Source organism: Streptomyces sp. CB01881 (genome assembly GCF_002953255.1).
Lineage (GTDB): Bacteria > Actinomycetota > Actinomycetes > Streptomycetales > Streptomycetaceae > Kitasatospora.
This window is the reverse complement of record NZ_CP026498.1, coordinates 1,031,161-1,057,582: the sequence shown is the minus strand read 5'-3', so window position 1 is coordinate 1,057,582 and position 26,422 is coordinate 1,031,161. Positions and strand designations below refer to the sequence as shown.

General features: G+C 74.0%; 22 protein-coding genes and 3 pseudogenes. 12 read left to right on the top strand and 13 right to left on the bottom strand.

The window, feature by feature from the left end:
- Window positions 1–170: 170 nt before the first annotated feature.
- The 4 genes and pseudogenes from C2142_RS04895 to galT all read right to left on the bottom strand — a co-directional run bounded on the left by C2142_RS04895 (window position 171) and on the right by galT (window position 3,409).
- A complete protein-coding gene (locus C2142_RS04895) occupies window positions 171–977 on the bottom strand; it encodes an aldose 1-epimerase (RefSeq protein WP_241003112.1) in 807 nt (268 codons plus the stop codon).
- Window positions 974–1,333, bottom strand: a complete 360-nt coding sequence (locus C2142_RS04890) for a galactokinase family protein (protein ID WP_148641242.1) — start codon at window positions 1,331–1,333, stop codon at window positions 974–976. Before C2142_RS04890 ends, C2142_RS04895 begins: the two co-directional genes overlap by 4 nt.
- Window positions 1,330–2,289 (bottom strand): UDP-glucose 4-epimerase GalE, encoded by a 960-nt coding sequence (galE, locus tag C2142_RS04885; RefSeq protein WP_148641241.1) that lies wholly within the window; start codon window positions 2,287–2,289, stop codon window positions 1,330–1,332. The genes C2142_RS04890 and galE overlap by 4 nt, the downstream gene beginning before the upstream one ends.
- Window positions 2,286–3,409: pseudogene (gene galT / locus C2142_RS04880) on the bottom strand (galactose-1-phosphate uridylyltransferase). The gene galE and the pseudogene galT overlap by 4 nt, the downstream one beginning before the upstream one ends.
- 401 nt (window positions 3,410–3,810) lie before the next feature.
- Here galT and C2142_RS04875 point away from each other — a divergent pair.
- From C2142_RS04875 to C2142_RS04850, 6 genes and pseudogenes are all read left to right on the top strand, one after another.
- Complete coding sequence (locus C2142_RS04875; protein ID WP_148641240.1) at window positions 3,811–4,662, top strand: hypothetical protein; 852 nt, start codon at window positions 3,811–3,813, stop codon at window positions 4,660–4,662.
- A 146-nt stretch (window positions 4,663–4,808) separates the two neighbouring features.
- Window positions 4,809–6,896: an AAA family ATPase gene (locus tag C2142_RS04870; RefSeq protein ID WP_174315587.1), complete on the top strand. Its 2,088-nt coding sequence runs from the start codon at window positions 4,809–4,811 to the stop codon at window positions 6,894–6,896.
- 351 nt (window positions 6,897–7,247) lie between these two features.
- Window positions 7,248–8,735 (top strand): annotated as a pseudogene (locus C2142_RS04865) (cytosine permease).
- Window positions 8,736–8,988: 253 nt separating this feature from the next.
- Window positions 8,989–9,495: a universal stress protein gene (locus tag C2142_RS04860; protein WP_148641239.1), complete on the top strand. Its 507-nt coding sequence runs from the start codon at window positions 8,989–8,991 to the stop codon at window positions 9,493–9,495.
- 163 nt (window positions 9,496–9,658) lie between these two features.
- Window positions 9,659–11,191: a PQQ-binding-like beta-propeller repeat protein gene (locus C2142_RS04855; RefSeq protein ID WP_148641238.1), complete on the top strand. Its 1,533-nt coding sequence runs from the start codon at window positions 9,659–9,661 to the stop codon at window positions 11,189–11,191.
- A 283-nt stretch (window positions 11,192–11,474) separates the two neighbouring features.
- Window positions 11,475–11,642: a hypothetical protein gene (locus tag C2142_RS04850; protein ID WP_174315586.1), complete on the top strand. Its 168-nt coding sequence runs from the start codon at window positions 11,475–11,477 to the stop codon at window positions 11,640–11,642.
- Window positions 11,643–11,766: 124 nt separating this feature from the next.
- On the opposite strand, the gene C2142_RS04845 is transcribed toward C2142_RS04850, so the two are convergent.
- The 4 genes from C2142_RS04845 to C2142_RS04830 form a co-directional block, all read right to left on the bottom strand.
- Window positions 11,767–13,962 carry an MMPL family transporter gene (locus C2142_RS04845; RefSeq protein WP_148641237.1) on the bottom strand — a complete coding sequence of 732 codons (2,196 nt, stop codon included), beginning with the start codon at window positions 13,960–13,962 and terminating at the stop codon, window positions 11,767–11,769.
- Between the two features lie 100 nt (window positions 13,963–14,062).
- A complete protein-coding gene (locus C2142_RS04840; protein ID WP_148641236.1) occupies window positions 14,063–14,452 on the bottom strand; it encodes a DUF302 domain-containing protein in 390 nt (129 codons plus the stop codon).
- A gap of 107 nt (window positions 14,453–14,559) precedes the next feature.
- The gene (locus C2142_RS04835) at window positions 14,560–14,826 is read right to left on the bottom strand and encodes a metal-sensitive transcriptional regulator (protein WP_148641235.1); all 267 of its coding nucleotides are present in this window, start codon (window positions 14,824–14,826) and stop codon (window positions 14,560–14,562) included.
- A 128-nt stretch (window positions 14,827–14,954) separates the two neighbouring features.
- The gene (locus C2142_RS04830) at window positions 14,955–16,337 is read right to left on the bottom strand and encodes an MBL fold metallo-hydrolase (RefSeq protein ID WP_148641234.1); all 1,383 of its coding nucleotides are present in this window, start codon (window positions 16,335–16,337) and stop codon (window positions 14,955–14,957) included.
- 111 nt (window positions 16,338–16,448) lie between these two features.
- Here C2142_RS04830 and C2142_RS41915 point away from each other — a divergent pair, with 111 nt between their 5' ends.
- Entirely contained in the window at window positions 16,449–17,048 is a 600-nt protein-coding gene (locus C2142_RS41915) for a rhodanese-like domain-containing protein (protein ID WP_346766358.1), read from the top strand.
- Window positions 17,045–17,932 carry a sulfite exporter TauE/SafE family protein gene (locus C2142_RS04820; protein ID WP_148641233.1) on the top strand — a complete coding sequence of 296 codons (888 nt, stop codon included), beginning with the start codon at window positions 17,045–17,047 and terminating at the stop codon, window positions 17,930–17,932. The genes C2142_RS41915 and C2142_RS04820 overlap by 4 nt, the downstream gene beginning before the upstream one ends.
- A gap of 103 nt (window positions 17,933–18,035) precedes the next feature.
- On the opposite strand, the gene C2142_RS04815 is transcribed toward C2142_RS04820, so the two are convergent.
- Window positions 18,036–18,878: a hypothetical protein gene (locus C2142_RS04815; RefSeq protein ID WP_148641232.1), complete on the bottom strand. Its 843-nt coding sequence runs from the start codon at window positions 18,876–18,878 to the stop codon at window positions 18,036–18,038.
- Between the two features lie 86 nt (window positions 18,879–18,964).
- Here C2142_RS04815 and C2142_RS04810 point away from each other — a divergent pair, with 86 nt between their 5' ends.
- The gene (locus tag C2142_RS04810; RefSeq protein ID WP_241002382.1) at window positions 18,965–19,474 is read left to right on the top strand and encodes an alpha-ketoglutarate-dependent dioxygenase AlkB; all 510 of its coding nucleotides are present in this window, start codon (window positions 18,965–18,967) and stop codon (window positions 19,472–19,474) included.
- Between the two features lie 179 nt (window positions 19,475–19,653).
- Here the strand turns inward: C2142_RS04810 and C2142_RS04805 are convergent, their stop codons facing one another.
- Window positions 19,654–21,291, bottom strand: a complete 1,638-nt coding sequence (locus C2142_RS04805; protein ID WP_148641231.1) for an alpha/beta hydrolase — start codon at window positions 21,289–21,291, stop codon at window positions 19,654–19,656.
- A 509-nt stretch (window positions 21,292–21,800) separates the two neighbouring features.
- On the opposite strand from C2142_RS04805, the gene C2142_RS04800 reads away from it, so the two are divergent.
- Both C2142_RS04800 and C2142_RS04795 read left to right on the top strand, forming a co-directional pair.
- Window positions 21,801–23,090 carry a hypothetical protein gene (locus C2142_RS04800; RefSeq protein WP_148641230.1) on the top strand — a complete coding sequence of 430 codons (1,290 nt, stop codon included), beginning with the start codon at window positions 21,801–21,803 and terminating at the stop codon, window positions 23,088–23,090.
- A gap of 421 nt (window positions 23,091–23,511) precedes the next feature.
- Window positions 23,512–24,135: a hypothetical protein gene (locus C2142_RS04795; RefSeq protein WP_148641229.1), complete on the top strand. Its 624-nt coding sequence runs from the start codon at window positions 23,512–23,514 to the stop codon at window positions 24,133–24,135.
- A gap of 139 nt (window positions 24,136–24,274) precedes the next feature.
- On the opposite strand, the gene C2142_RS04790 is transcribed toward C2142_RS04795, so the two are convergent.
- A complete protein-coding gene (locus C2142_RS04790; protein WP_148641228.1) occupies window positions 24,275–24,826 on the bottom strand; it encodes a hypothetical protein in 552 nt (183 codons plus the stop codon).
- 310 nt (window positions 24,827–25,136) lie between these two features.
- Here C2142_RS04790 and C2142_RS04785 point away from each other — a divergent pair, with 310 nt between their 5' ends.
- Entirely contained in the window at window positions 25,137–25,574 is a 438-nt protein-coding gene (locus C2142_RS04785) for a LamG-like jellyroll fold domain-containing protein (protein ID WP_148641227.1), read from the top strand.
- Here C2142_RS04785 and C2142_RS04780 read toward each other — a convergent pair.
- Together C2142_RS04780 and C2142_RS39325 are read right to left on the bottom strand one after the other, a co-directional pair.
- Window positions 25,526–26,077: pseudogene (locus tag C2142_RS04780) on the bottom strand (substrate-binding domain-containing protein); the annotation flags it as partial. The gene C2142_RS04785 and the pseudogene C2142_RS04780 sit on opposite strands and share 49 nt — an antisense overlap.
- 73 nt (window positions 26,078–26,150) lie before the next feature.
- Window positions 26,151–26,422 (bottom strand): FCD domain-containing protein (locus tag C2142_RS39325; protein ID WP_241002380.1); only part of this gene is annotated, 272 nt, incomplete at its 5' end.

Sequence of the window (26,422 nt, the reverse complement as noted above, 5' to 3'; positions counted from 1 at the left end):
AGCGCAGGTATATCGCGGCGCCGCCCGGTGCCGGAGCGGTGGCCGCGATGCGGTTGATGGTGCTGCCCATGCTGTACCTGCCACAGATCGGTGGGGAACCGGTCTCCGCGTCCGCCCCTCGCGGTGTCTCCAGGACACCCGCCTGATCAGTACGTGTTCAATACCGGGCCCTACCTCAATTGACCCTCGTCGGCCTGCCCGGCGGGCGGGCTCCAGTGCCACGTGCTGGTCACGGTGAGCGGGGAGCGCGGCGTGACCGGACGGGGCAGGGTGTTCAGCCCGTTGGGCGGTCCTGACTGCGGCTCCACGCAGAGGGCTTCGGCGGGCTCGTCGTAGATCACCACCCACCGTGCGCTGCTGGTGATCTCCAGGGTGAGGGCGCCCGGCCAGTCGACGGTGACCGCGACCCCGTCGGGCATGCCGAAGCAGTCGTCCCACGGCCCCTCGCGGGGAGCGATCCGCCGGCCGGTCGGCAGGTGGTCCGGCCCGCGTTCCTCCTGCCAGGCCGCAGCGAGGCGCAGTTCGGCGGGCCCGCCCGTCCCGAGGTCGCGGCGGAACCACGGATGCCACCCCGCCTGGGCGGGGAACGGCTCGCCGTGGGACTCGACGGTCATCGCCAGGCGCAGGCAGGACGGGCTCAGCGCGAACTCCTGCGTGACGCGGCCCGCGAACGGCCAGGGAGCGCCCAGACCGTGCTCCAGCAGCGCGCTGTCCGCGGCCGCACGGACCACTCGCCACGGGGAGTTCCGTACGGTGCCGTGGATCGCGTGGGGCGGTGCCTCGCGCGGGAAGCGGTGGAAGCGCCCGGCGCTGCGCAGCACGCCCCCGGCGAGCCGGCCGCACCAGGGGGCCATCGGGAAGGAGCCGAAGCCGGCTCCCGGCATCAGGAGCTCCACGCCGGCGACGCTCAGGGCGGCGAGCCGGCCGCCCCCGGCAGGGTCGACCACGGCGACGGCCGGTCCGGCGTTCAGGGTCAGGAGATCGGGGGAGGCAGTGGGGGCGTCGTGCACGGTCGGCGGGCCGCTTTCGTTCGGTGTCCGGCCCGCCGAAGGGCCCAGACCACGGCCGCGGGGTACCGGGCCCAGCCGCCCACCCGGTCCGGGGCGAGTGCGGTGACGTCGAGTTCGGTGATCCGGTCGTCGCCCTGGGCGCTGTGGAGGCGCAGCAGGCCGTCCTCGCGGGGGCGCGCTCGGACGAGGGTGGCATGCGGCAGCGCGATCGGCAGGACGAGGCCGTCGTTGTAGTCGGTGTGCTCGCCGATCAGGTTGACGCGTCCGGGCGCGGCCCAGGTGCCGGCGGGCGCGGCGCCGTAGAGGTCGTGGAAGGTGGTCATGCGGGGTGCTCCAGGGTGAACTTCCAGGCGTCGGCGACGATGTCGTCCAGGTTGGGGCGGCGCGGGGTCCAGCCCAGCGCCTGGTGGGCGCGCTCGGCGGAGGCCACCAGCACCGCCGGGTCGCCCGCACGGCGGCCGACGGTCCGCACCGGGATCTCCCGGCCGGTGACGCGCCGGACCGACTCGATCACCTCGCGCACCGAGAAGCCGCTGCCGTTGCCCAGGTTGCAGATCAGGTGCTCGCCCGGCGCGGCCGCGTCCAGTGCCAGCAGGTGCGCCTCGGCCAGGTCCGCCACGTGGATGTAGTCGCGGATGCAGGTGCCGTCCGGGGTCGGGTAGTCGTCGCCGTAGACCGCGATGTGCTCGCGCTGCCCCAGGGCGGCCTGGAAGACCAGCGGGATCAGGTGCGACTCGGGGTCGTGCCGCTCGCCGTAGGCCCCGTACGCGCCCGCCACGTTGAAGTAGCGCAGCGAGACGGCGGCCAGGCCGTGGGCGACGGCCTCGCTGGTGATCAGGTGGTCGACGGCGAGCTTGGTGGCGCCGTAGGTGTTGGTCGGCGCGGTGCGGGCGGTCTCGGCGATCGGCACGGACTCCGGCTCGCCGTAGGTGGCGGCGGTGGAGGAGAAGACCAGCTTGCGCACGCCTGCCGCACGCATCGCGCTGATCAGCTCCAGCGAGCCGGCCACGTTGTTGCGCCAGTACTTCTCCGGGTCCACGACGGACTCGCCGACCTGCGAGGACGCGGCGAGGTGCAGCACCCCGTCGAAGGAGGCGTCCAGCACCGTGCCGGCGTCCTGGATCCGGCCCTGGACGAACTCGGCACCGGCCGGCACGCCCTCCCGGAAACCGGTGGAGAGGTCGTCCAGGACGGTCACCCGGTGCCCGGCCTCCAACAGGTGAGCGGCGACCACGCTGCCGACGTATCCGGCGCCACCCGTGACCAGGTACCTGCTCATGATGCGACCTCCCGGAGGCGCTGCGCCGCCGTCTCCGGCGACACGTCGTTGATGAAGGCTTCCATGCCGGACTCGGTGCCGGCCAGGTACTTGAGCTTGTCGGTGGTGCGGCGGACGGTGAACAGTTCGAGGTGCAGGGCGAGTTCCTCGCCGCCGGTGCGGGGCGCCTGGTGCCAGGCCGAGATGTAGGGGGTCCGGACGGGGGCCTGCGGGGTGCCGAAGAGCCGGTCGAAGCGGCGCAGCAGGTCGGAGGCCGGGCCAGGTCGAGGTAGAGGCCGGGGAGTTCGGCGCGCTGGTCCTCGTCGAGGCGGGTGAGGTCGGGGACGCGGCGGTGCGGGTGGAGGTGGACCTCGTAGGGCCAGCGCGCGGCGTACGGGACGAAGGCGGTCCAGTGCTCGCCGGTCGCCACCACCCGGACGGGGTCGGCGCGTTCGGCGGCGAGCAGGTCCTCGAAGAGGTTGCGGCCGGTGGCGGCGCGGTGGCGGGCCGCCTGCTCGGCGGTCCGGGCGGTGCGGGGTGTGGGGAAGGGGAACGCGTAGATCTGGCCGTGCGGGTGGGCGAGGGTGACGCCGATCTCGGTGCCGCGGTTCTCGAAGCAGTAGACCTGCTCGACGCCGGGCAGGGCGGAGAGTTCGGCGGTGCGGTCGGTCCAGGCGTCCAGGACGAGCCGGGCGCGGGCCTCGTCGAGGTCGGCGAAGGAGGCGCCGTGGTCGGAGGTGAAGCAGACCACCTCGCACCGCCCGTTCCCGGCCCGGACGTCGTACGGCGGGCCGGGCGCGTGCGGGCCGGCGAGGAGGCCCGCGGCCGCGGGTGCCGGGGTGAGCGAGGGGAAGCGGTTCTCGAAGACGGCCACCTCGTAGTCGGCGTCCGGGATCTCGCTCAGCCGCCCGTCCCGGGAGGGGCAGAGCGGGCACTCGTCGGCCGGTGGGTGGTAGATCCGGCTCTGCCGGTGGGCGGCGATCGTCACCCAGGCCCCGGTCGCCGGGTCGCGGCGGATCTCCGACCGACTGCTGACCGGCTCCAGCGGGCGCAGGTCGCGGGCGCCCCGGCCGGCGGCGGCGTCACTGTCGAAGTAGATCAGCTCGCGCCCGTCGGCGAGCTTGGCGGTGGTTCTGATCACGGCGTCCTCTCACAGGCGGCCGCCCGGCCGGGGTGCCCGAGCGCTTCTGTGCAACATAATCAAACATAAAGAGACATGAAGCAACATCTGCGCTGCAGGGAATGTGTCGCAGCCGTACGCCGTCGCCCGCGACCTCGTTCCGATGACCCGTCGGGGCCACCCCTCCGCGAGGAGTCGTGCCTGGCGGCAGGGCCGGGCTCCTGCCGGCCGCGGCCGGTGAACCGGCGGTGCCACGCAGGTCCACCGGCCGTCGCGGCCCGGCGTCCGCCCGGGGGCGGGATTCCGTGCGCCGCCCCGGGGTTCGGCGCGCCTGCTGCCGCTACTGCCGACCGCGCGCCGAGGAGCGGGCACCGCCCGCCGACCACCGGTGGGCCGCCCTGCCCGGGCAGTAGGCTCGGGCCGTGATCGACGAGGGGATCGCCTGGATCGGCGAGGGTCTTGAACACTTCCACCTGACGTTCGTGCACGGCGTCGGGATCGAGGAGTTGGCGGTGCGGCTGGGGGCCGAACAGGGCTCCCTGATGGACGCGGTGACGCTGGACCGGACGCTGCGGCTGTCGGGGGAGAGCCTGTCGCAGGGTGTTCTGCTCGGTGAGCGGCTGCCCGGGTTGGCGCGGTTCGGCGACGCGGGCAACGGGTGGGTTTTCGCCGTGGAGTCCTGCGAGGCGCCGTTCAGGCCCGACCGCGGTTCCGGCACCGGGCGGCCGCATCCGTCCGCGGGTACCCGCAGCCTGCACATCCTGGACACCGGTATGGACCCGCCCTGGCTGGACCACCTGGTGGACGGCCGGCACGTCTGGGGCTACGCGGAGGGGGCGCCGACCGTACCCGCCAGCCCGTTCACCCGTGAGCTGCTGACCCGGGGCGGCCTGCTGCCCTCGGGCGACGACACGGATCCGGACGAACTGGCGGGCCTGTTGGAGCTCGACGAGGTCTACCACCTGGTCGGCGGCCTCCTCGGTGTCGGCCTCCCCGCCGAGGCCGCCCTGGACGACGGCCTGCCGGGCGCTTTCACCGAGCCCCGCACCTTCACCCGGCCGGTGGAACGCCTGCCGGACCCGCCCCACCCGCCGTGCGGGGAGTGCGGGGCGCCGATGGCCCTCTGGTCCGAGCGGTGGGGGCCGGGCACCTTCCGCCTGGAGTGCACGCGCTCGGCCGACGGCTGCCCGGGCGCCCGGGTCGAGCCGCTGCTCAGGACCGGTACCCGGACGGAACCGAACCCCAGGTACGACAACGTCAGGCGGCCGGGCTGACCGGCCGTCAGTTCACTGATCATCTATCAGTTCTCTGACCTGCGGCGGTACCTGCCTTGAGGCCAGGATCGTCAGCGCAAGTCAAGCCTTACTTTCGAAGTGGTTTGCCCGCATAGTGGGGGGTCGAACGAGAGGAGGGCCCGGTCTTGTCGCAGGTCAACGACGGTGCCGTGCGTGTGGTGGAAGCGGAGCGGGCGGAGGTGTCCGCCGTGTACGGGCTGCTCGACGAACGGCTGGCCGGCGCGCGCGCCGAGCTGGCGCGGGTGCTGGCCGCGCAGGCCGGCAGCGCGGCCGAGGTGTACGAGCGGGATCTCGCCGCGGCGCGCCTGACGACCGAGGCGCGCCGGCTGGAGGGCGCGGGGGAGGGCCTGGTCTTCGGCCGGATCGACGCGGCGGACGGCTTCTCCCTGCGGATCGGGCGGATCGGCCTGCACGTGGACGAGAGCGACCTGCCGCTGCTGGTGGACTGGCGCGCGGACGCGGCACGCCCCTTCTACGAGGCGACCGCCGTCCACCCGATGGGCCTGCGGCGCCGCCGGCACCTGCGGATGGCGGAGCGCTCGGTCGTCGGGGTGAGCGACGAACTGCTGGACGGCTCCGAGCCCACCGCCGAGGACGTCGTCGGCGACAGCCCGCTGACCGAGGCCCTCCAGGCGCGCCGCACCGGGCGGATGGGCGCGGCGGTCGCCACCCTCCAGGCCGAGCAGGATGCGATCGTGCGCTCCCGCCACCGGGGGGTGACGGTCGTTCAGGGCGGCCCCGGCACCGGGAAGACGGTGGTCGCGCTGCACCGCGCCGCCTACGTGCTGTACGCGTTCCCGAAGGCCGCCGAGCGCGGCGTCCTGGTGCTCGGGCCGAACGCGCGCTTCCTCGACTACATCTCGCAGGTCCTGCCGTCGCTCGGCGAGAACGACGTCGTGCTGGCGACCTGCGCGGAACTGGCCGGGGCCGAGCCCGACGCCGTGGAGGCCGCCGACGTGGCATGCCTGAAGGGCGGAGCGGCGATGGCCGAGGCGCTCGCCGGCCTGGTGCGCTCGCGGCAGGCGCCGGAGGGCGGGTTCGCCGTGCGGGCGGGCCAGGAGTGGGTGCACCTGGACGACGAGGAGGTGGCCCGGGCGCGGGACGCGGCCACGCGCCTCGGCCTCGGCCACAACCGCGCCCGCGAGGTGTTCAAGGAGCTGCTGGCCGACGCCGTCACGGACGCCATGGAACGGGGCACCGTCGAGACGCTGGAACTCATCGACGCCCAGGTGGCGCAGCTCACCGGCCTCGACCTCGACCGCGTCGCCGCCTCGGACCTGCGCCACCTCGGCCTCGACTCGGCGCCGTCCTCGAACGCCGCCGACGAGTTCGACGCGGAAGCCGTCCGGGCCGATCTGCTGGGCGACGCCGGCGTGGAGCGGGCGGTGGAGGAGCTCTGGCCGCGCCTGGTGCCCGAGGACGTCGTGGGGACCCTGCTGGGCAGCCCCGGCCTGCTCGCCCGGTTCCTGCCGCAGCTGGCCGACGAGGAGCGGGCCCGCCTGCGGCGCGGCCCGGACACCCCCTGGACCGACGCCGACGTCCCGCTGCTCGACGAGGCGGCCGCCCTGGTCGACGGTCCGCCGGAGCGGGTCTACGGGCACGTGGTGGTCGACGAGGCGCAGGAGTTCACCGAGATGCAGTGGCGGATGGTCGGCCGCCGCTGCCCGGCGCGGTCGATGACGCTGGTCGGCGACTTCGCCCAGGCGGGCCCGGCGGCCACCGCACGCGGCTGGGAGGAGGCGCTGGCCCCCGAGTTCGGCACGCGGTTCGCGCTGCACACCCTGACCGTCAGCTACCGCACCACCGAGGAGATCCTCGCCGCCACCCGGGACCTGCTCGCCGTCATCGCCCCCGGCCAGACCCCGAGCAGCTCCATCCGCCACGGCGACGAGCCCCGCACGATCGCGACGTCCGCCCCGGGCCTGGCCGCCACCCTGGCCGGCGAACTGCACGCCCAGGCGCAGACGCACCCCGGTGAACTGGCCGGTGTGGTCTGCGCGGACGCCAGGCTCCCGGAGCTGGCCGCCGCGGGGCTCGCCGACCTGGCGCGCCTGGTCCCCGCCTCGCAGGCGCGGGGCCTGGAGTTCGACACCGTCCTGGTCGTCGACCCGGCGGAGATCACCGCGGCCCGGCCCGGCGGGGAGCGGGACCTGTACGTCGCCCTCACCCGGCCGACCAAGCGCCTCTGCACGGTCACCGTCACGCGGGCCTGAGCCGGAGGCCGGGGAGGCCCGGCGCCTTCCCGGCCTTCCCGCGTCCCGGCCTGCCCGTCTGCCCGTCTGCCCGTCTGTCCGCCTTCCCGGTGCCCCGTCTCCCCGGCGCCGGCCCGCCTGCCCGGTGGCCCTGTGCGGCCGGCCGCGCACGCGGTGCGCCCGAATCGGCGGCGGCCGTAGCACCCGACAGCGGTCCCGGTCCGGGCGCCGGCGCGTTGTGGAGGATCGGACGGTGTCCCCGCGCGCCTCCGCCACGAAGCATGGACGGGTTGGTGCGGCCTCGGCCCTGCCGGCACCCGGCGGCGATCCCCTCCTCGTTCCGCCGCCGCGAGCGCCAGGAAGACGATGCACATGTTCCAAGCCCCGTCCGCCGGCGGCCACGCGCTGATCGAACAGCACGGCGTCGACACCATCCCCGAGGCCGAGCGCACCAGTACGCCACGCGACGTGCTCTCCATCCTGGTCGGCTCGAACCTCGCGTTCGGCGTGGTGGTGTTCGGCTGGCTCCCGGTCTCCTTCGGCCTCTCCTTCTGGGCCAGTGCCACCTCCCTGCTCCTCGGCACGGCCCTGGGCATCGTGCTGACCGCGCCGCTGGCCCTGGTGTCGCTGCGCACCGCCACCAACCTGTCCACCAGCTCCGGCGCCTTCTTCGGCGTCCGCGGGCGGCTGCTCGGCTCGGTGATCGGGCTGCTGCTCTCCCTCGGCTACACCGCCCTGGCCCTGTGGGTCGGCGGCGACGTGGTGGTCGGCGCGCTCAACCGCCTGCTAGGGCTGCCGGCGGGCGGCGTCTCGTACGTGATCACGTACAGCGTGCTGGCCGGGCTCAGCGCGACGGCGGCCATCTTCGGCTACCAGCTGCTGCTGAGGATGGAACGCGTGCTGATGTGGGCCATGGGCGCCCTGCTGCTGGCCGGCCTCCTCGCCTTCGCGCCCCACTTCGACGGCTCCGCCCACGGCGCGTACCTGCTCGGCGGGTTCTGGTAGACCTGGCTGCTGGCCGTGGTCGCGGCCGGGCTGAGCGGCCCCATCGCGTTCATCACCCTGCTCGGCGACTACACCCGCTACGTCTCCCCGGCGAAGCACGGCAACCGGCGCGTGCTGGGGGCCACGGCCGCGGGGCTCTTCCTGGGCCTGCTGATCCCGCAGCTGTTCGGCGCCTTCACCGCCGTCGCCACCGGCGCGGGCAACGACTACGTCGGCAGCCTGATCAAGGGCGCCCCGCTCTGGATCCTCGTGCCGCTGCTGCTCAACGGCCTGCTCGGCAGCGCGGGCAACACCGGTCTGATGCTCTACAGCATGGGCCTGGACCTGGACGCCATCCTGCCCCGGGCGACCCGGCGGCAGGCCACCTACGTGGTGGCGGCGACGGCGACCGTGCTCGTCTTCCTCGGCCACTTCGTCTGGAGCGCGCAGGACGCCGTGACCTCCTTCGTCCTGGTGCTGACCGCGATCGGCACGCCGTGGGCGGTCATCACGCTGATCGGCCACCGGCGCTGCCGGGGCGACTACGACCGGCGCTCGCTCCAGGTCTACAACCACGGCACCCGCGGCGGCATCTACTGGTACCGCGCGGGCTGGAACGTCCCGGCCACCGTCGCCTGGGCCGTCGGCAGCGCCGTCGGGCTGTGCGCGGTGGACACGCCGGTCTACCGGGGCCCGCTGCTCTCGCTGACCGGCGGGATCGACCTCAGCTTCGTCCTCTCGGGCGCGCTCGCGGCAGGGTTCTACGTGCTGCTGTCGCGTGCCTCCCGGGGCCGGGCGGGCCGGGTGGTGGCCCTGGCCGCGTCCCCGGCGGCGGGCGTCGAGGCCGCGCCGGCGCCGGCTCCGCTCGACCGCTGAGGCCGGCCGGCACCGTCTCGCACCCTGCGTCCCCGGCCCGCCCCTCCAGTGGGCCGGGGACGAGCCGTTTCCGCTCCACAGGCTTGACATGACCCTGACTCATCCCGCGCTCCCGACCTCCCGGCCGGCGTATCGCCGACGGGGGGTCGAGGCTGGGGGTGATTGCGTGATCCCAGGTGGATCTGGTTGCCATGCATGTGAATAGCTGGCTATAATCCCGAAACCACCTGCGATTCGAAGGAAGATGAGAGTCATGACCGAGGGTACTCGGGTAATCGTCGGAATCAGTGGCTCGCTGGCCAACCTGGCCGCCCTGCACCGCGCCGTGGAGGAGGCCGTGTTCCGCGGAGCCGTCCTCGTCCCCGTGATCGCCTGGACCCCGGTCGGCGGCGAGCCGGCCTACCGCGCCCAGCCGTGCCCGCCGCTGGCACGGCTCTGGGCGCAGGCGGCCCGCGAGCGGCTCGACGAGGCCTTCGAGCAGGCCTTCGGCGGATACCCGGAGGGCGTCCGGATCGAGCCGATGGTGCTGCGGGCCGACGCCGGCCGGGCCCTGGTGGCGGTCGCCGACCGCCCGGACGACCTGCTGGTGGTGGGCGCCGGACGGCGCGGCCGCCTGCCCCGGATCCTGCGGCCCTCGGTGAGCCGCTACTGCCAGGCCCACGCGGCCTGCACCGTGGTGACGGTCCCCCCGTCCGAACTGCTGAAGGAGCTCCGGAGCGCCGACTGGAGCGCGGACCCGCTGAGCCTCGTCGCGGCCTGACGCCGGGTGGACCGGCCGGCGACCGCCCGGCCGCTCCGGCCCGCGTCAAGATCAGGCAAATCCCTGCCGTGATCGGGTACTTCGCCATCGTGGCGTGCTGTGATCTTCGGTAGGTTGCCTCTGCGCCGCCGCCGCAGACGGCGGCGACACGGGGGAGTCGGACATGATCGAGGACCGCAGGCCGGAGGAGATGCCGGACGACGGACCGGACGGGACGCCGGCGGGGGGCGACGGGCCGGAGCCCGCTCGCGGGGTGTCCCGGTGGATCCGGCCGGCCATGGGGGCCCTGCTGGCGGCGGTCGGCGTTGCCGAGCCGGTCATCGCGTTCGTCGCCATCGGGACGGGGAACGGCGGGGACGCGGCCGCCGTGCTGTTCCTGGTCGGGATCATGGTGAACCTGATGCCGTTCGCCCCCTGGGGGCTCTACCGCGCCGTCAAGACGGGCCGCCGGCCCGCCGCGGCGGCCGCGCTGGCGGGGGTGCTCCTGGCGGTCGTGACCTTTCCCTACGAGCACGACGTGGAAGTCGGAGCGGTCTGGCAGGCGCAGCCGGACCGGCCCTCCGACGCCCGGGGGATCGGCGCCTGGCTCGACGGCGGCATCCTGGTCCGCGCCCGCGCCGACGCCGTCGTCGGCTACCGCGTCGACACCGGCGAGGTCGCCTGGCGGTGGACCCCGCCCGGCCAGGACACCGTGTGCACCATGAGCGAGGCCACCGGCGACGGCGTCGGCCTGGTCGGCCACAGCGCGCACGGCAAGCCCTGCGCCACCGTGACCGCCCTCGGCCTGGCCACCGGCACGGCCCGCTGGGCAACGTCCGTGGACGCGCCCGGCCGGTCCGGCGACGACGCCGTCGCCGCAACCGCCGCCATCGCGGGCGGGCTGGCCGTGCTCCAGGAGAACGGGGGCTGGCGGGCGGCCGCCCTCGCCGACGGCAGGACGCTCTGGCAGACCCGCACCGAGCCCGGCTGCACCCCGGTCGCCCTGGCCGGGGCCCCGGCCGCCGTGGTGACCGTCGCCCGCTGCGGGGAGACGGCCCCCGTCCTGCGGACGCTGCGACCGGCGGACGGCCGGGAGCAGACGCACACCGAACTCCCGGTCACCAGCCGGCTCAAGGGCCTCGCCCTGCTCGCCGCCGACCCGGTCACGCTCTGGGTGGACGAGGAGGCCGGCCGCGGCACCCATGCCGTGCTCGGCTACGCCCGGGACGGCCGCCTGCGCTCCACCGTCCCGGTCTCCGGCCCCGAGTTCGACCTGGTCGTCCAACCGGGATCGGGACTCGACGACACCTTCCCCGCCCGGCCCGCCTACGGCGCGGTGGTGGTCGGGGACCTGCTCGTCGCTCCGGCGGTGAAGCCGGACGACATCACCTTCGAGGCGACCGCCCACGGCACCCGCCGACGGGGCACCGGACGGCTGGTCGCCTTCTCCCTGGCCGACGGCACCCAGCGGTGGACCGCGGGCGTGGACGAGTCGGTCGAAGGCGTCGCCGCGGACGGTGACACGGTGTGGGCGCTGACCCACGACAACTCGCTCTACCACTTCGCCGCCCCGACCGGGAGCCGGCAGTCCAAGCAGTCGGTCCCCGGGCACACCCGGATCGACCCGGTGGTCCTGTGGCCCGTCGCCGGGGGCCGCTTCGTTCTCGTCGCCCACGACGGCACCGGCGGCGAACCGCCCGTCACCGTCCTGCACTGAGCCGCCCGGCGGCCGGGTGGCCGGGCGCGTCCCGCCCACGGCCTCCGGCAAGGGTGCCGGGCCCTCCGGACGAACAGGGCCCGGCGCTGCCCGCCCACCCGGCCGCCGGGCAGTCTCCGGGCCGGGCCCGACGCCGGGTCCTCGACGGCGGCCGGGCCGGTGTTCCGCGTCGGGGCGGCGGGTGGCCCGGGAGGCCGGCGTCCCGGCGGCCGGAAAAATACCCCTCCCGGTATATTGGAGGGAAGGTGCCCCGCCGCGGGGCCGTGAGGCAAGGAGTCATGCGATGTGTCGACGTACGGTGTGCCGCAGCTGTGGCAAGGCGGGCTATGCGGGGTGCGGGATGCACGTCGAGCAGGTGCTGGCCGGGGTGCGCAAGGCCGACCGCTGTGCGTGCGACCGGAGCGCCGGTAAGGGCGGCGGGTTCCTGGCCAGGCTCCTGGGCCGGCGCTGAAGGGCCACCGCCGAAGGGCGGGCGCCGGTCGGATCGGGCCGTGTCGGACATCGTCCGACACGGCCCGACGCGTGTCTGCGGGACCGCGTCACACGGTCCCGCCGACACGCGCCGGGGCGGATGGTCAGTCGTGGGAGAAGGAGATCCTCGGCAGCACGCGGTCCAGCCAGGCCGGGGTGTGCCAGGCGGCGCGCCCGGTCAGGCGCAGGAGGACCGGCAGCAGGACCAGCCGGACCAGGGCGGCGTCGAGCAGGACGGCGACGCCGAGGACGATGCCCATCTCCTTGGGCGGCAGCGGGCCGGACAGGGCGAAGGTGAAGAACACCGCGACCATCACGCCGGCCGCTGCGAAGACCACCCGGCCGGAGTGGGCGAGGGCGCCCACCATGGCCTCGCGGGGGTCGCCGGTCCGCTCGTAGTGCTCCTTGGCGGAGGCGAGCAGGAAGACCGTGTAGTCCATCGCGATGGCGAAGATCATCGCGAAGAAGAACACCGGTGCCCAGCCGTCGAGGAACCCCTGCGGGGTGAACCCGAGCAGGCCGGCGCCGTGGCCGTCCTGGAAGACCAGGCGGGCGACGCCGAACGCGGCCCCGGTGGAGAGCAGGCTCGCGGCGGTGCCGAGGGCGGCGATCAGTGGTGCGCGCAGCGCGACGAGCAGCAGCAGGAAGCCCAGGGCCATGACGACGCCGATGACCAGCGGGGTCTTCTCGGCCAGCAGGTGCTGGAGGTCGAGGTTCTCCACGGCCGCGCCGCCCACCAGGGTGTCCGGGGGGAGGTCGGCGCGCAGGGCGTGCACGGTGTGCGCGAGGTCGGGGCTGGAGGGGTCTACGGTGGGCACGGCCTGGATCATCGACCAGCCGGAGCCGTCGGCGGCGGGGGTCGCGGGCATGGTGCCGGCGATGCCGGGCGCGTCGGCGAGGCGCGCGCTCACCTCCGCGGCGTTCGCGGCCGGGGTGAGGATCTGCAGGGTGCCCGGGGCGCCGGGACCGAAGGCCTGCTGGACGGCGGTGTAGCCCGCCCGCGCGCTGGCGTCCTCGGGGAGGACGGCGATGGAGGGCATCGCGGTGCGCAGGCCGACGACGGGGGCGGCCAGGGCGATCAGCGCGGCGAGGGCGAGGGCCCCGTAGCGCAGCGGGTGCTTCCACAGCCGTTCGCCCCAGGCGGCGAAGCGCGGCGAGCGGCTCTCGGCGGAACGTGCCCAGGGCAGGGCGAGGGCGTCGACCCGGTGGCCGAGCCTGCCGAGGACGGCGGGCAGCAGGGTCAGGGTGGCGGCGAGGACGAACAGGACGGCGAGCATGATGCCGCCGGCCATCGACCTGAACGCCGGGGAGGGCACCAGCATGACGGCGGACAGGCTCACCAGGACGGTCGCCCCGGAGAGCAGGACGGCCTTGCCGGCGGTGTCCATGGTCTGCGCCACGGCCCGGGTGTGGTCACGGGAGCCCCCGGTGCGGGCGGCGCGGAACCGGACGACCATGAACAGCGCGTAGTCGATTCCCAGGGCGAGGGCGAACATCATGGCGAAGTTCATCGCCCAGACCGACACCGGGAACAGATGGCTGATCAGGACGAGCGACCCGGCGGACGCGGCGAGTCCGGCCATGGTGAGCAGGAGCGGCAGGCCGGCGGCGACCAGCGAGCCGAAGGCGAGGACGAGGATGGCCAGGGTGACCGGCCAGGACATGATCTCGGACTTCATCATGGCGTCGTGGTTGGCCTTGTTGAAGTCGCTCCACAGCACGGAGGCGCCGGTCGCGTGCACGGTGACGCCGTCCCGCGACAGCTTGTTCAGCGGGCCCTTGAGGTCGTCGGCGGCGCGGACCATGTCGTCGGGGGAGGCGGCGGCGCCGGCGAGCAGGACGGCGGTGCGGCCGTCCGGGCTGATGGTGGCACCGGGCTGGGGTGCGATGACGGTGGAGACCCGGGGGTCGGCGGCGGCGATCGCGGACGCCTCGGCGACGACCCGCCGGACGGCGGGTTCGGTGACCGGCCGGTCGGCACTGACCACGATCTGGAGCGCGGAGGAGGCGTTGCCGGCGAAGTGCTGCTCGGCGACCTGGCGGACCTTCACCGACTCGGAGCCGTCGGCCTGCCAGCCGGCGCCGGACAGCGCGCTGGTGACCTGCGGGGCGAAGGCGCCGAGCCCGATCACGACCAGCAGCCAGCCGGCCAGCACGGCCTTGAAGTGACGGACGGACCAGACGCCCAGGCGGCCCAGCGGGCCGGGCCGCGGTGCCGCGTCCGGCGGTCCGGCGGCCGGGTCCCGCTGTTCGGGCGGTGTGGCGGAGGGTCGGGGGAGGGGGGCGTCGAGGTGTTGCACGGGGGGCTCCGTTGCGATGGGGGATCCCGCGAAAATACGGGTGGGGGTATAGAGGAGGTACAGGAAAAGGGCCCGCGCGGGCGGGCCCCGGAAGCGCCGGTCAGGCGGTGAGCGAGTCCAGCGCGGCGCGCAGGCGGGCGGCCGCCTCGTCGGCGACGGCGCCGAGTCCGGCCTCTCCGGTGACCTGGACCATCAGCTGTGGGTCCATGGCCTCCACCGCGGTCCGGCCGTCGACGGTGCGGACCACGACGTTGCACGGCAGGAGCAGGCCGATGCGCCGGTCGCCCTGGAGTGCGCGGTGGGCGAGCGGGGGGTTGCAGGCGCCGAGGACGAGGTAGTCCTCGATCTCCTCGCCCAGCCCGGCCCGCAGTGTCGCCTGCATGTCGATCTCGGTGAGGATGCCGAAGCCCTGCTCGGCGAGCGCGTCGCGCACCTGCCGCACGGCTTCGTCGAAGGGCAGGTCGAGGGTGGTGGTGATGCCGTGGTCCATGGTTTCTCTCCGGCTTCCGGAGCGTGTCCGGGGTCGTTGAACGGATGGGTCCGGGCGGGCGGGGCGGCGAGCGGACGCGCCCGCGGTCTCCCGCTGCGGTGGGCGCGTCAGGCGAGGGCCAGGAAGAGCTTCTCCAGCTCGGTCTCGCTCATCGGCGGGGCGTCGCCGTCGGCGGTGGCCAGGCACTGCCGCATGCCACTGGCCACGATCTTGAATCCGGCCCGGTCGAGTGCGCGCGAGACGGCCGCGAGCTGGGTCACGACGTCCTTGCAGTCGCGCCCGGCCTCGATCATCGCGATCACTCCGGCGAGCTGGCCCTGGGCCCGGCGAAGGCGGTTGAGCACCGCGCCGACAGCGTCCTCGTCAACCTGCATGGTCACATCTCCTGTGGCGTCGTTTCCCCCGGTTCCAGTATACCCGGAGGGGTATTTTTCGAGCGGAGCTCGGCGATCGGCACGCGGCGCGGACGGCGGACGGCGGTCGGCCGCCGGTAGTCGTCGGCTCAGGTGGTCGGCCGGTGGGCGGCCTGCCAGGCGGCGTACCCGCCGAGCAGGTCGGAGACGTCCGCGAAGCCGTGGTGGCGCAGCAGGCTGGCCGCGACGGAGGAGCGGTGGCCCCCGGCGCAGTGCACCACGAGCGGCCGGCCGGCGGGGAGTTCGTCCAGCCGGTGGGGCAGCTCGTTGAGGGCGAGGTGTGCCGAGCCGGGGACGGCCCCCTCGGCGCGCTCGGCGCAGGTGCGGACGTCGAGCACCAGTGGAGGCTGCTCCGTGGCGAGGGCGGTGCGCAGCTGGTCGACGGTGACCCGGCCGGCGGGGGTGAGGTCGTCGGCCAGCTCGGCGAGGGTGGTCTCCGGGTCGTGCAGGTGGCCGGCGGTACGGTCGAACCCGATCCGGGCCAGCCGGGTGACGACCTCCTCGGCGCGGCCGTCCGGCGCGACGACGAGGAGGTCGGCGTCCGGCGTCAGGACGGCGCCGGCCTGTTCGGCGAAGCGCCCGTCGGCCGGGACGTTGACGGCGCCGCGCAGGTGGCCGGCGGCGAACTCGTGCGGCGGGCGGGCGTCGAGGACGAGCGCCCCGGCCGTGCGCAGGGCCCGGAACTCGTCGGTGGTCAGCGGGCGGGCGGCCTGCGCGGCGTCGAAGAGGGGCCGGTCCTGGCGGTTGAGGGTGGCGTCGTAGCCGAAGTAGCCCGGCGCGGCGGCCTGCCCGGCGGTGACGATGGCGACGAACTCCTGCTCGCTCATCGGGGCGCACGCGTAGTTGGTGGCGCGCTGGGCGCCGATGGTGGACTGGCGCTCGGTGGAGAGGTTCTTTCCGCAGGAGGTGCCGGCGCCGTGGGCGGGGTAGACGCGGACCTCGTCGGGCAGGGACATCAGCCTGCGCTGGACACTGTCGTAGAGCATCCGGCCGAGTTCGTCGGCGCTCACGCCGGCCGAGGCGAGCAGGTCGGGGCGGCCGACGTCGCCGATGAACAGCGCGTCGCCGGTGAGCACGCCGTAGGGGACGGTGTCCTCGGCCCGCTCGTGGACCAGCACGCTGATCGATTCGGGGGTGTGGCCGGGGGTCTCCATGATCTGCAGGGTGACGTCGCCCAGGCTGATCCGTTCGCCGTCGGCCAGCTTGCGGATCGGGTACTCGGTCTCCGCGCGGCGGCCGTAGCCGATCCAGGCGCCGGTGCGGGCCGCCAGCTCCAGGTGGCCGGCGAGGAAGTCCGCGTGGAAGTGGGTGTTGATCACCGCCTCGACGGTGAAGCCGTGCGCCTCGGCGTCCGCGAGGTACTCGTCGACGTCGCGGCGCGGGTCCACCACCACGGCGCGGCCGGTGGTCTCGTCGGCGACCAGGTACGAGGCCTGGGAGAGGCAGTCGAGGTAGTACTGGGCGAAGAACACGTGGAACTCTCCTGTCCGGCCGCCACAGGGGGCCGCGGGGGTGGTGGGAGGCGGTCGTCATGCCCGAAAAAAATACGGGGTGGGGTATCTCTTGCTCTCTACGATACCCCCATGGGTATTATCGACGGCAAGAGGGCAGCCCACGCCGGCCGCCACCCGGGGGTCGGCCCCGCCGCGCCCCACCCGTCCGCTCCGGCCCTGCCGGCACCCGAGGACGGGCGCGCTCTTCCGGCCCCGGCCCCGGCCCCGGCCGCGGCCACCGTCGACCGGTCCGCCGAGAGCTCTCTTCCCTTCAGCTCCCTTCCCTTCCCGTACCGCGCCACCCCGGAGGCCGCCATGCTCCCGCCCCACCAGCCGCCTGCTCCCCGCCAGGCCGATCCGGCCCAGGCCGAGCGGATGCTCTCGGCCGGCCTCGCCGTCCTCCTCGACGTCCGCGAACGGGACGAGTTCGCGGCCGGGCACGCCCCCGCCGCCGTCCCGCTGCCGCTCGGAGTCCTCGCCGCGCTCAGCCTCGGCAGCGAGCTCCCGCCGGGCGTGGCGGGACGGACCGTGCTGGCCGTCTGCCGCTCGGGCCACCGCTCACAGCAGGCCGTCACCCTGCTCGCCGCGCAGGGCGTCGACGCCGTGAACGTGGCCGGCGGCATGCGGGCCTGGGCCGGAGCCGGGCTCCCGGTCGTCTCCGCGCACGGCGCGGGCGGACAGGTCATATGACCACGCTCGTCCTCGCCCTGGCTGCAGGCGCCGTGGTCGGCCTGGCCCTGGGCGGCCTCGGCGGGGGCGGCAGCATGCTCGCCGTCCCGGCTCTGATCTACCTGCTCGGCTTCAGCCCCGCCCACGCCGGCACCGCCGCCCTGCTGATCGTCGCCGTCACCTCGCTGACCGGGCTGCTCGCCCACGCCCGGGCCGGGCGCGTGCGCTGGCGCACCGGGCTGCTGTTCGCCGCGGCCGGGCTGCCGACGGCCACCGTGGCCGGCACGCTCTCCGCGCACCTGCCGGCCGCGCTGCTCACCGCCGGCTTCGCCGTCCTGGCAGCCCTGGCGGCCTGGCGGATGCTGGCCGGCCGGCGGGAGACGTCCGGACCCGCCGTGGCCGGATCCGCCGTGGCCGCACCTGCTGTGGCCGCAACGGCCCGGGCTGCAACCACCGTGCCCGATCCGGCCGTTGCGGCGAACCGATGGGCCGTGACGGGTGAGGCAGTGGTGACGGGTGAGTCGGCCGCCGGGGTGAAACCCACCGGGCTCCGGGCGGTCACCACCGGCGCCGGCCTGGGCGCGGTCACCGGACTGCTCGGCGTCGGCGGCGGCTTCCTCGCCGTCCCCGCCCTGGTCTCCGTCCTCGCCCTCACCATGGCCGAGGCCGTCGGCACCAGCCTGCTGGTGATCTCGGCCAGCGCGCTGGCAGCCCTGCTGCCCCGCCTCGGCGCGACCGGCAGCCTCGACTGGGCGGTCGTCGCGCCGTTCACCGCCGCGGCCGTGCTGGGCGCCTGGGACGGCAAACGCCTGGCCGACCGCCTCAGCGGCCGCGCCCTCCAGAGCGCCTTCGCCGTCGCCCTGTCGGCCGTCGCCGCGCTCATGCTCGCCGACGCCCTGAGCTGACAGCGTCATCCGCAGACGCCGCCCGCCTGCGCCGCCCCGTCCCCACCGCCCCGTCCCCGTCGCCCCGCGTGCACCGCCCGGCTCACAGTGTCCGGGCGCCGCGTCAGGGACGTTCGAGGTGCTGGAGGATGCCGCCGACGGAGAAGCAGAGGGCGCCGGTGAGGGTGCCCCAGTTGGCGATGTCGGCGTTGACGAGGCTGTCGGTCGCGGGGCGGGTGTAGGCGGCGAGCGCCGAGATCATGAAGAGGACGGAACCGAGCTGGTTCACGGCGACGATCCACCAGCCGAGGCTGCGGCGGCGGACGCAGGGTCGGCCGTGGCAGATCTCGACGAAGGCGAGGTGGCCGGAGACCAGGAACAGGATGCAGCCGATGACGTCGGGGGTCCAGATCAGCCGGTTGACCTGCTGGACGCTCAGTCCTTGCAGGAAGGAGTCGATCAGGTTGACGGCGAACACCAGGGTTCCGGCGAACAGGACGAACGCGCTCAGCCAGTCGACCCGTGTCGGTTCGTAGCTCCACCAGCGCCAGCGGTGGGTGACCAGCCGGCCCTCGCCTCCGGGGACGTGGCGGGGTGCGTTGACGACCTGGAGCAGCGAGACGTATCCGCCGGTGTTGAAGAACAGGCCGCCGGCGAAGTAGAGCGAGGCGCAGGTGGTGGCGTCGCCGGAGCCGAACTGCGCGACGCCGGCACCCGCCGCGAAGAGGGCGCCGCCGATGATGAAGGCGGTCGCGGCGATGGCGTTGAGCCTTCGCAGGCGGGCGATCGCGACGTCGTCGGCGCTCGCGTGCCGGCCGGTGGGCGCGCCGGGAGGGTGGACGGCGAGGAGGCCGCGCCGCCGGGCGAGTCGTGACTCCCACACGGCGGTGCCGCCGCCCGGCGGGCGCCAGGTGAGCCGGGTGGTGAACGGTCCTGCGCCTTCGGCGCGCTGGTCGGGCTGTCCCACGGGCCGAGACTAGACGGCCTGCCGGACCGTCAGCCGGGCGAAACGCCGCGGAGGCAGGGACGCGCCCGGCACCGGTGCGCTGCGGGGTGGGCCGACGGGCCGACCGGCTGTTCGAACAGCTGGCCGCGACCGTGCCCTGGCGGGCCGAGCGGCGCGAGATGTACGAGCGGACGGTCGACGTACCCCGCCTGCTGGCCTCCTATCCGGCGGACGCCGAACCGCCGCACCCCGTGCTCGACCAGGCCCGCTCGGCGCTCAGCCGGCACTACGCCGAGGAACTGGGCGAGCCCTTCCGCACCCTCGGCCTCTGCTACTACCGGGACGGCCGCGACAGCGTGGCCTGGCACGGCGACCGGATCGGGCGCGGTGCCCGCGAGGACACCATGGTGGCGATCCTGTCCGTGGGCGAACCGCGTGCCTTGGTGCTGCGCCGGCGCCACGGCGGCGGCCCGGTCGTGCGCAAGCCGCTGGGGCACGGGGACCTGGTGGTCATGGGCGGCTCCTGCCGGCGCACCTGGGAGCACGCCGTCCCGAAGAGCGCGCGCCCGGTGGGCCCGCGGATCAGCATCCAGTTCCGTCCGCACGACGTGGCCTGAGACCCGCGGGTCGCCAGGGCGTCCGTGCCGCCGCAGCCCCCCGTTGCCGTCCGCCGGATGCAGCCCCTGCTTTGCCGGCCGTCGGCCGCCGGATCCGACCCCGGGCCCCGGTTTGCCGGCCACGCCGTCACCGCCGCCCCGGGGCCGTGGCACGCGCCACGGTCCCGGGGCGGGGCCGATCAGTGGAGCGCGCCGCGGACCGCCTCGGGGTCGGTGGGCGCGAGCGGGGTGGCGTCGGTGGCGGCGCCGGTGGCGGTCTTGCCGGTGAGGGCCGGCGGCGGGGTCACGTAGACGGGGTCGGGATCGGCCTCGGGGGCACAGGTCTTGGCGATGCGGCCGCCACCCGTGGGGAGGCTGCCGTCGCGGAGGTACGCGGTGAAGGTGTCGTCCAGGCAGGCGTTGCCGTGGAAGAGGATCTCGTGGAAGCTGCCGCCGGTCTGCACGACCAGCTTCGAGCCGGGCAGCGCGTCGTGCATGGCGAGCCCGCCCTCGTACGGGGTGGCGGCGTCCTCGGTGGCCTGGAAGAGCAGGACGGGCGGCAGTCCCTTGCCGGTGATCTTCGTCCGGCCCGCCGGGTTGCCCTGGGAGGGCCAGAACATGCAGGCGGCGTTGTACCACATGTTGTTGTACGTGTAGAAGGGCGCGACCGCGTTGACCTTGGCCTGGTCCTTCTTCCAGAACTCCCAGTCGCGCGGCCACGCGTTCTCGTTGCACTGCGCCGCGTTGTAGGCCGGGAAGGCGCCGTCGTCACCGCCCGGCGCCGCGTACCGGTTGTACGCGATGGCGAGCGGGCGGGTGTCGTGCTGGGTGACGTGGGCCGAGAGGACGGTGGCCATCCGGGGCCAGCGCAGGAAGTTGTAGCCCCCGCCGTAGAAGATGTCCTCGAACTCGGCCGGGCCGATCTTCCCCGGGGCCGGCGCGGCGTCCACCGGGTCGGTCCGCAGTGCGGCCTCGACCTGGTCGTACGCCTTCTTGACGGACGCGGCGTCGGTGCCCAGGTGGTAGACGGAGTCGGCCTTGGCCGCCCAGGCCGCGAAGGCGTCGAAGCGGCGCTGGTGTTCCTTGTCCTGCAGGATGTTGTGGTCGTACCAGCTGATGGTCGGTCCGACGATGCTGTCCAGCACCATCCGTCGTACGTGCGAGGGGAAGAGCTGGCCGTACGTGGAGCCCAGCGAGGTGCCCCAGGACCCGCCGTAGAAGCTGATCTGCCGGACACCGAGCGCCCGCCGGATGCTGTCCATGTCGCGCGCGCTGTCGACGGTGGTCATGTGCGGCAGGAGCCAGGACCAGTCGGCCGCGCAGTTGGCGGCGTAGCCGGCCGCCTTCGCCAGCCAGGCCTTCGAACTGCCCTGACTCACCTGGTAGTCGGGGCGCTCAGCGTCGAAGTAGTGGGCGTCGCAGACGACATGGGGCTCGCTCGCGTTGGTGCCGCGGATGTCGAAGCCGATCCAGTCGTAGGTGGAGGCGACGTCCTGCGGGAGCTTCCCGGAGACGAAGGCGGGCATCCAGAGCCCGGAGGAGCCGGGCCCGCCGGGGTTGAGCAGGATCGGGCCCTGCTGCTTGTCCCTGGGCGCGGTGGCGGGCAGGCGGTTCACCTTGATTTTGATCTTGCGGCCGCGCGGGTCGGCGTAGTCCACCGGCACTTCGAGCATCGCGCACTGCAGCGCGGGAGTGGCGGCGTCATTGCAGGAGCTCCAGACGAGCTTTCCCTGGCCGACGTCCTCGGGGGCGGGGACGTCGGAGGCGGCACTGGCGGACGCTCCGCCGAAGGCGGCTACGGCTGCGGCGGCCGAGAGCAGGGCTACGACTTTTCTCATGGGGAGCATGATGTGATATGTGCAATGTCACATCCAGTCAACTGACGGGACGTTATTAAGCTGTGACCGAGCCGGAGTTGGTGGGGTGGACGTGCGCCAGGCTCTCAGTGCCCGCTCGCGGCGTCTGCTTTCGGGGTCTGCTTTCGGCGTCTGCTTTCGGGGTCTGTTCTCGGGGTCTGTTCTCGGGGTTGGACGTGGCAAGCCTGTTCGGAGGCGGCCCGGGGGTGGAGCGCCCGCCGACTGGAGGGCGCGAGCCGACCCGGGGTGTGAGGCGTATACGCCCTGGCGGCAGGCTGCTCCGGTGGTGCGGGCGGGCGCTCGGGACTTCTCAACTGGCCTTTTCCGTAAGGGGTTTATTGCTCATCGATGCGTGGGTACGGGTGCGGTCGCCTGTCCGGGGACGGGCCCGGGGGTGCTGAGAGGGGGAAGGCTTGGGTAAGCATGATTGTCGGGTGCATGGCTGGCGGGGGCGGTGGCTGCGCCGGATCCGCGCCGGGGGAGCGGTGCTCGTGACCGCGCTCGTCATGGCGGTGTGGGGTGTTCCGCAGGGCGCTCAGGCGGTGCCGGTGCGGGGCAACACGGGCTGGTCGATCCTGATGTGCAAGGTCTCGGACAACGCGTCCGAGCCGCACAGCGCAGCCTGGCTGAAGAACTTCTTCACCGACTCCGGCGCCGGCACCGGAGGCATGGACGACTACTTCAAGAGCATCTCGGGCGGCGCGGTGCGGATCCGCAACTCCAACGCCGCGGGCTGGTTCACGATGCCCTACACCCTCGCACAGGAACAGGGCCGGGACCGGTGGACCCGGTTCAACGACTGCGTCAACGCGGCGAGCGCCGGCGGGTACACCGTCCCGGCGGGCCACCGCACGGTCGTCGTCACGAACGTGGGCATCGACTGGTGGGGCGCGGGCGGCGCGATCTACCTGGACGGCACGGGCCTCGGCTCGGTGTCCGTCGCCCACGAGATGCTGCACGGGTACGGACTGGGGCACTCCTTCTCCAACGACACCGGCTACCGCAACGCCCCGTGGTCCGCGCCGGGTGAGTACGACGACCCGTGGGACGAGATGAGCGCGGCCAACGTCTACGCCTCGGGCACCGGCGGCACCTACGGCAACACGCAGCCGGTGGGCCTGGTCGGGTTCCAGCTCGACAAGCTCGGCTGGGTCGACCACGGCCGGGTGGCGGTCGCCCCGGCCGGCTGGAGCAGCCACACCCTCAGCTCGTTCCAGAGCGACGACGGCTCCCACCCGCTGTTGCTGCGGGTGCCGATCGGCTCGGACCCGTTCCACTACTACACGGTGGAGTTCACCCGTAAGGCGGGCTACTCCGCCGGGATCCCGAACGACGTGGTGCTGATCCACGAGGTCGTCAACGGGACGCCCTACCTCCAGCGCACGCTGGACGGCGGTGCCCGGCTGCCCGTCACCTCGCTGAACGCCAACGGCGACTCGATCGCCACGTCGATCAGCGGCGGCACCGCGAGCGTGACGGTCTACTCGGCGACGTCGGTGGGGATCTACGGGCCGAACACCTGCGTCCCGGGGTACGTGTGGCGGGACGGCGACTTCCGCGACTACACCTGCGTGACGCCGTCGACCCGCAGTCAGGCCGCCGCCGACAACGCGGCCCGCTACAGCCGCTGGGTGTCCGGACCCTACGGGCCGCACACCTGCACCTCCGGTTACGTCTGGCGGGAGGCCTGGCCGGGCGACGACGTCTGCGTCACCCCCGCCGTCCGCTCCCAGGCGGCGGCCGACAACGCGGCGGCGCCCTCGCGCGTTCTGCATCCCTGATCCTGGTCCCTGGTCCTGGTCCCTGGTTCCTGACGGACCAGGTCCCGGCCCCGCCCCGTGTCGCGCCCCGCGCGCGGGGTCGGGGGCGGGGCGTGGCCGGGGTCGGGCCGTGGTCAGGGGCGATCACCCCACACGTGACGAAGGCGTCCGGCCGCCCTTCGTGCTGCCTACAGGCCTCCGGCGCGGTGGCCACCGGCGCCAGCGCGGGGCCTCGCCGATGTCCAGTTGCCCAGCTGTCCAGCTGTCCAGCTGTCCAGCGAGAGTGATGGCGAGGCAGCACAAAGTCGTGCCGGATCCCGCGATCTCCGGACTGCCCGTTGGCTACTGTTGGCCGATTGCCGATTGCCGATTGCCGATTGCCGATTGCCGATTGCCGGACGTCGGACGCCGGCACCACGACCAACCCGGGGGTTTGACCGTCATGCAACAGGACCAGCGCACCGGACCGCCGGTGTCCGGCCTCATCGCCGAACTGACGGCGCTGGCAGCGACCGGTGCGCTGGACGCCCTCCGGGTCGGCGCCGCGCTGCCAGGGCTCACCGCCCGCTACGGTGAGCCCTGGGACGGCGGGCCCGTCGACGGGGCCGCGTCCGGGACGCACTGGTTCGGCTGGGGCAGCCTGCAGCCGGTCTTCTGCCGGTGCGGTCTGCTGGAGCGGCTGTTCATCCCGGTCTGGCACGGGGAGCTGGAACTCCCGGTGCCCGGTGGCGGGCTGCGCACCGTCGACTCGCACGTCACCGAGTCGGTGCTCACCGCCGCGCTCAGCGCGGCCGGCCTCTCCTGGCGGACCGTGACGTACGAGAACCTGTCCGACCAGCGGACCCTCGAACTGAAGCCGGCCGAGGACGTGTGGGTGAGCTTCGTCCTCACCGACCGGGAGAATTACGACGACCCGCCGCTGCAGGACTGGGTGCTGAGCAAGGCGGGCCTCTGGGGGATCGACCACGCCCGCTGCCCCGACGCCGGCTCTCCCGACGCCGACTCTCCCGATGCCGACTCCCGGGGCGCCGGCTCTCCCGACGCCGGTCCGGTCGACGGGCGGTGAGGCGCGCCCGGTGGCCGGCGAGGTCGGGCACTCAGGGCCAGATCCTCCGCATCCGGGACGCGAGGACCGCCCGGCTGCGTGACCACTTCGCGCCCGGTCCGGTCGACTGACGACGTCCGGCCGGACGACGTGGAGCGGGCTACCTCGCCGGTATCGAGGTGCCCACGGCGTCGACGATCCCCGCCAGCTCGTCGGCCGACTCGGGGGTGAGCCGGTAGAAGCCCTGGAGGCTGACCGAGTGTTCGAGGAGGCCGTCCACGACGTACTTCAGTACGCGGGTCTGGTTCCGGCGGTTCCGCCAGGTCAGGGTGGCGAGCAGGTCGCCGGGGACGGTCAGGTCGAAGCGGACGGGTGTTGCGTCGACGTGGACCGCGGAGGCGCCGCAGCCGCCGGCGCCGAGCATGGACCAGTCGCCGTGCCCCGGGAAGGCCGGATCGCTCCAGGTCGTGGGGGCGGTGCCACAGCAGTCCTGCCGCTCCAGGTCGACGACCCGCATGCGGCTCACCACGGACACGACGCGTCGGTTGACGTGCAGTGCGTACACCTCGTCCCCGGCCCGGGCGCCGGACCAGGCCGGGAGCGAGGAGTGGACGCCGCTGAAGGCGACCGGCGGCCGCTCGCCGACGCGGCCCGCCTTCCGCAGTGCGCGGCACGTGTCGTGGGTCCACAGGACGGTGAAGGCATCAGGCATGCCGGTGATCGTAGCCACGAGGACCGACATCCCCGGTGGCATGGATCCTCCTGCCACCGCGGGCCAGCGCATCCTGAGCGGCCCCAGCCTGGTCCGGCCGCGGCGACCGGACGTTTCGCCCCGCACCTCGGCCGAACGTGTGCGAGGACCTGACGGGCGCTGCTCGCGAAGCCGACCGGTGCGCCGTGGTTGAGGTCGGCGGGCAGGCAGTGTGGAGCCGGTGGGGAGCGTCGCGGGCCGGCCGCGGTGGAGTGTGGAGCGGGGCCGCGCCTGCCGTCCAGGGCGAGCCGACCACGACGGCCTGCGGGCGATGACCGGCCACGGCGCCTCCAAGGGCGTCCGGCTGCGCACCCTGCACATCGGCTTCCGCCCGGACGACACCTTCACCTTCGCCTTCTTCCACGACGACCTGGACATCCCGCAGCGCACCACGGACACCGACTGGCACCACTGGGCCTGCGTCTTCGTCCGGGACACCCGCGAGCAGATCGTCTACCGCGACGGCGTCGAAGTCGGCCGCCGCACCTGCGACATGCCTTACGCCGGCCTCGGCGGGCTCACCCTGGGGCGCGGTGCCCGCTCCTTCGGGCGCGGCGAACTGGACGAGGTGCGGATCTGGCTCCGCCCCCGCAGCGGCGCCGAGATCGCCGCCGACCGTGGCCGCCGTCTGATCGGCAACGAACCGGGTCTGGCCGTCTACTACCGCTTCGACGAGGGCACCGGTACCACGCTGCACGACCCGCGCTGATGCCACGCCTGGGAAGGCGTCGGCCGGCCGGGGAGGGTGCCCTGGCGGGTTTGACGAAATATCCGATGTATTCCTGCCACGGCCTGCGCGTAGGAGAGGCCGGCGGGCTGGTTGACGGTGGCGTCGATCCGGCCCTTGCGGATCGCGTCGAGCCCGGCCGGAATGCCGTCGTTGGAGACGATCACGATGTGGCCGCTCTGCCGGCGGCCTTGAGCAGGCCCTTCTACTGGAGCAGGGCGAGGGTGGGCTGGAGGAAGATGCCGCCGGCCTGCAGGTAGATGCCGCCCGAGGCCCGGGTTGGCGGCGAGGGTGGACTGGAGCTTGGAGGAGCCGACGTCGCCGTTCCAGCCGGTGGGCAGCGCGATCACCTCGATCGCCGGGAGGTTTCGCCTCATGCAGGTGGCGAAGGCGTCGGAGCGCTCGTAGCCGTTGATGGAGTCGAGGGATCCCTGGAGTTCGGTGACCATGCCCTTGCCGCGCAGCTGCTTGCCGAGGAACTCGCGGGCCTTGGTGCCGTCCTTGGGGGTGGGGTGCTGCGCGCCGGGGGCACAGGACCGGAGGCCCGAGGCCTCGGTGTTACGAGGTGCTGGTGCCGGGGCCGGGGGATTCGGTGGGGATTCCGGTGGCCAGCCAGTCCTCGACGGCGGTCACGTGCACGGTGCTGGCGCTGGCGGCGAGGACGGCATCGCGGTTGACCAGGGCCCGCCAGATGGTTTCGTGTTCGCGGTGGGCCTGTTCGCGGGCGGGCGCGTGCCGGATGCCGCGGACGATGCGCAGCCGCTGGGTGTGGGTGGAGAGGATGCCGAGCAGGGTGGAGAGTACGGGGTTGCCGACGGCGTCGGCGATCG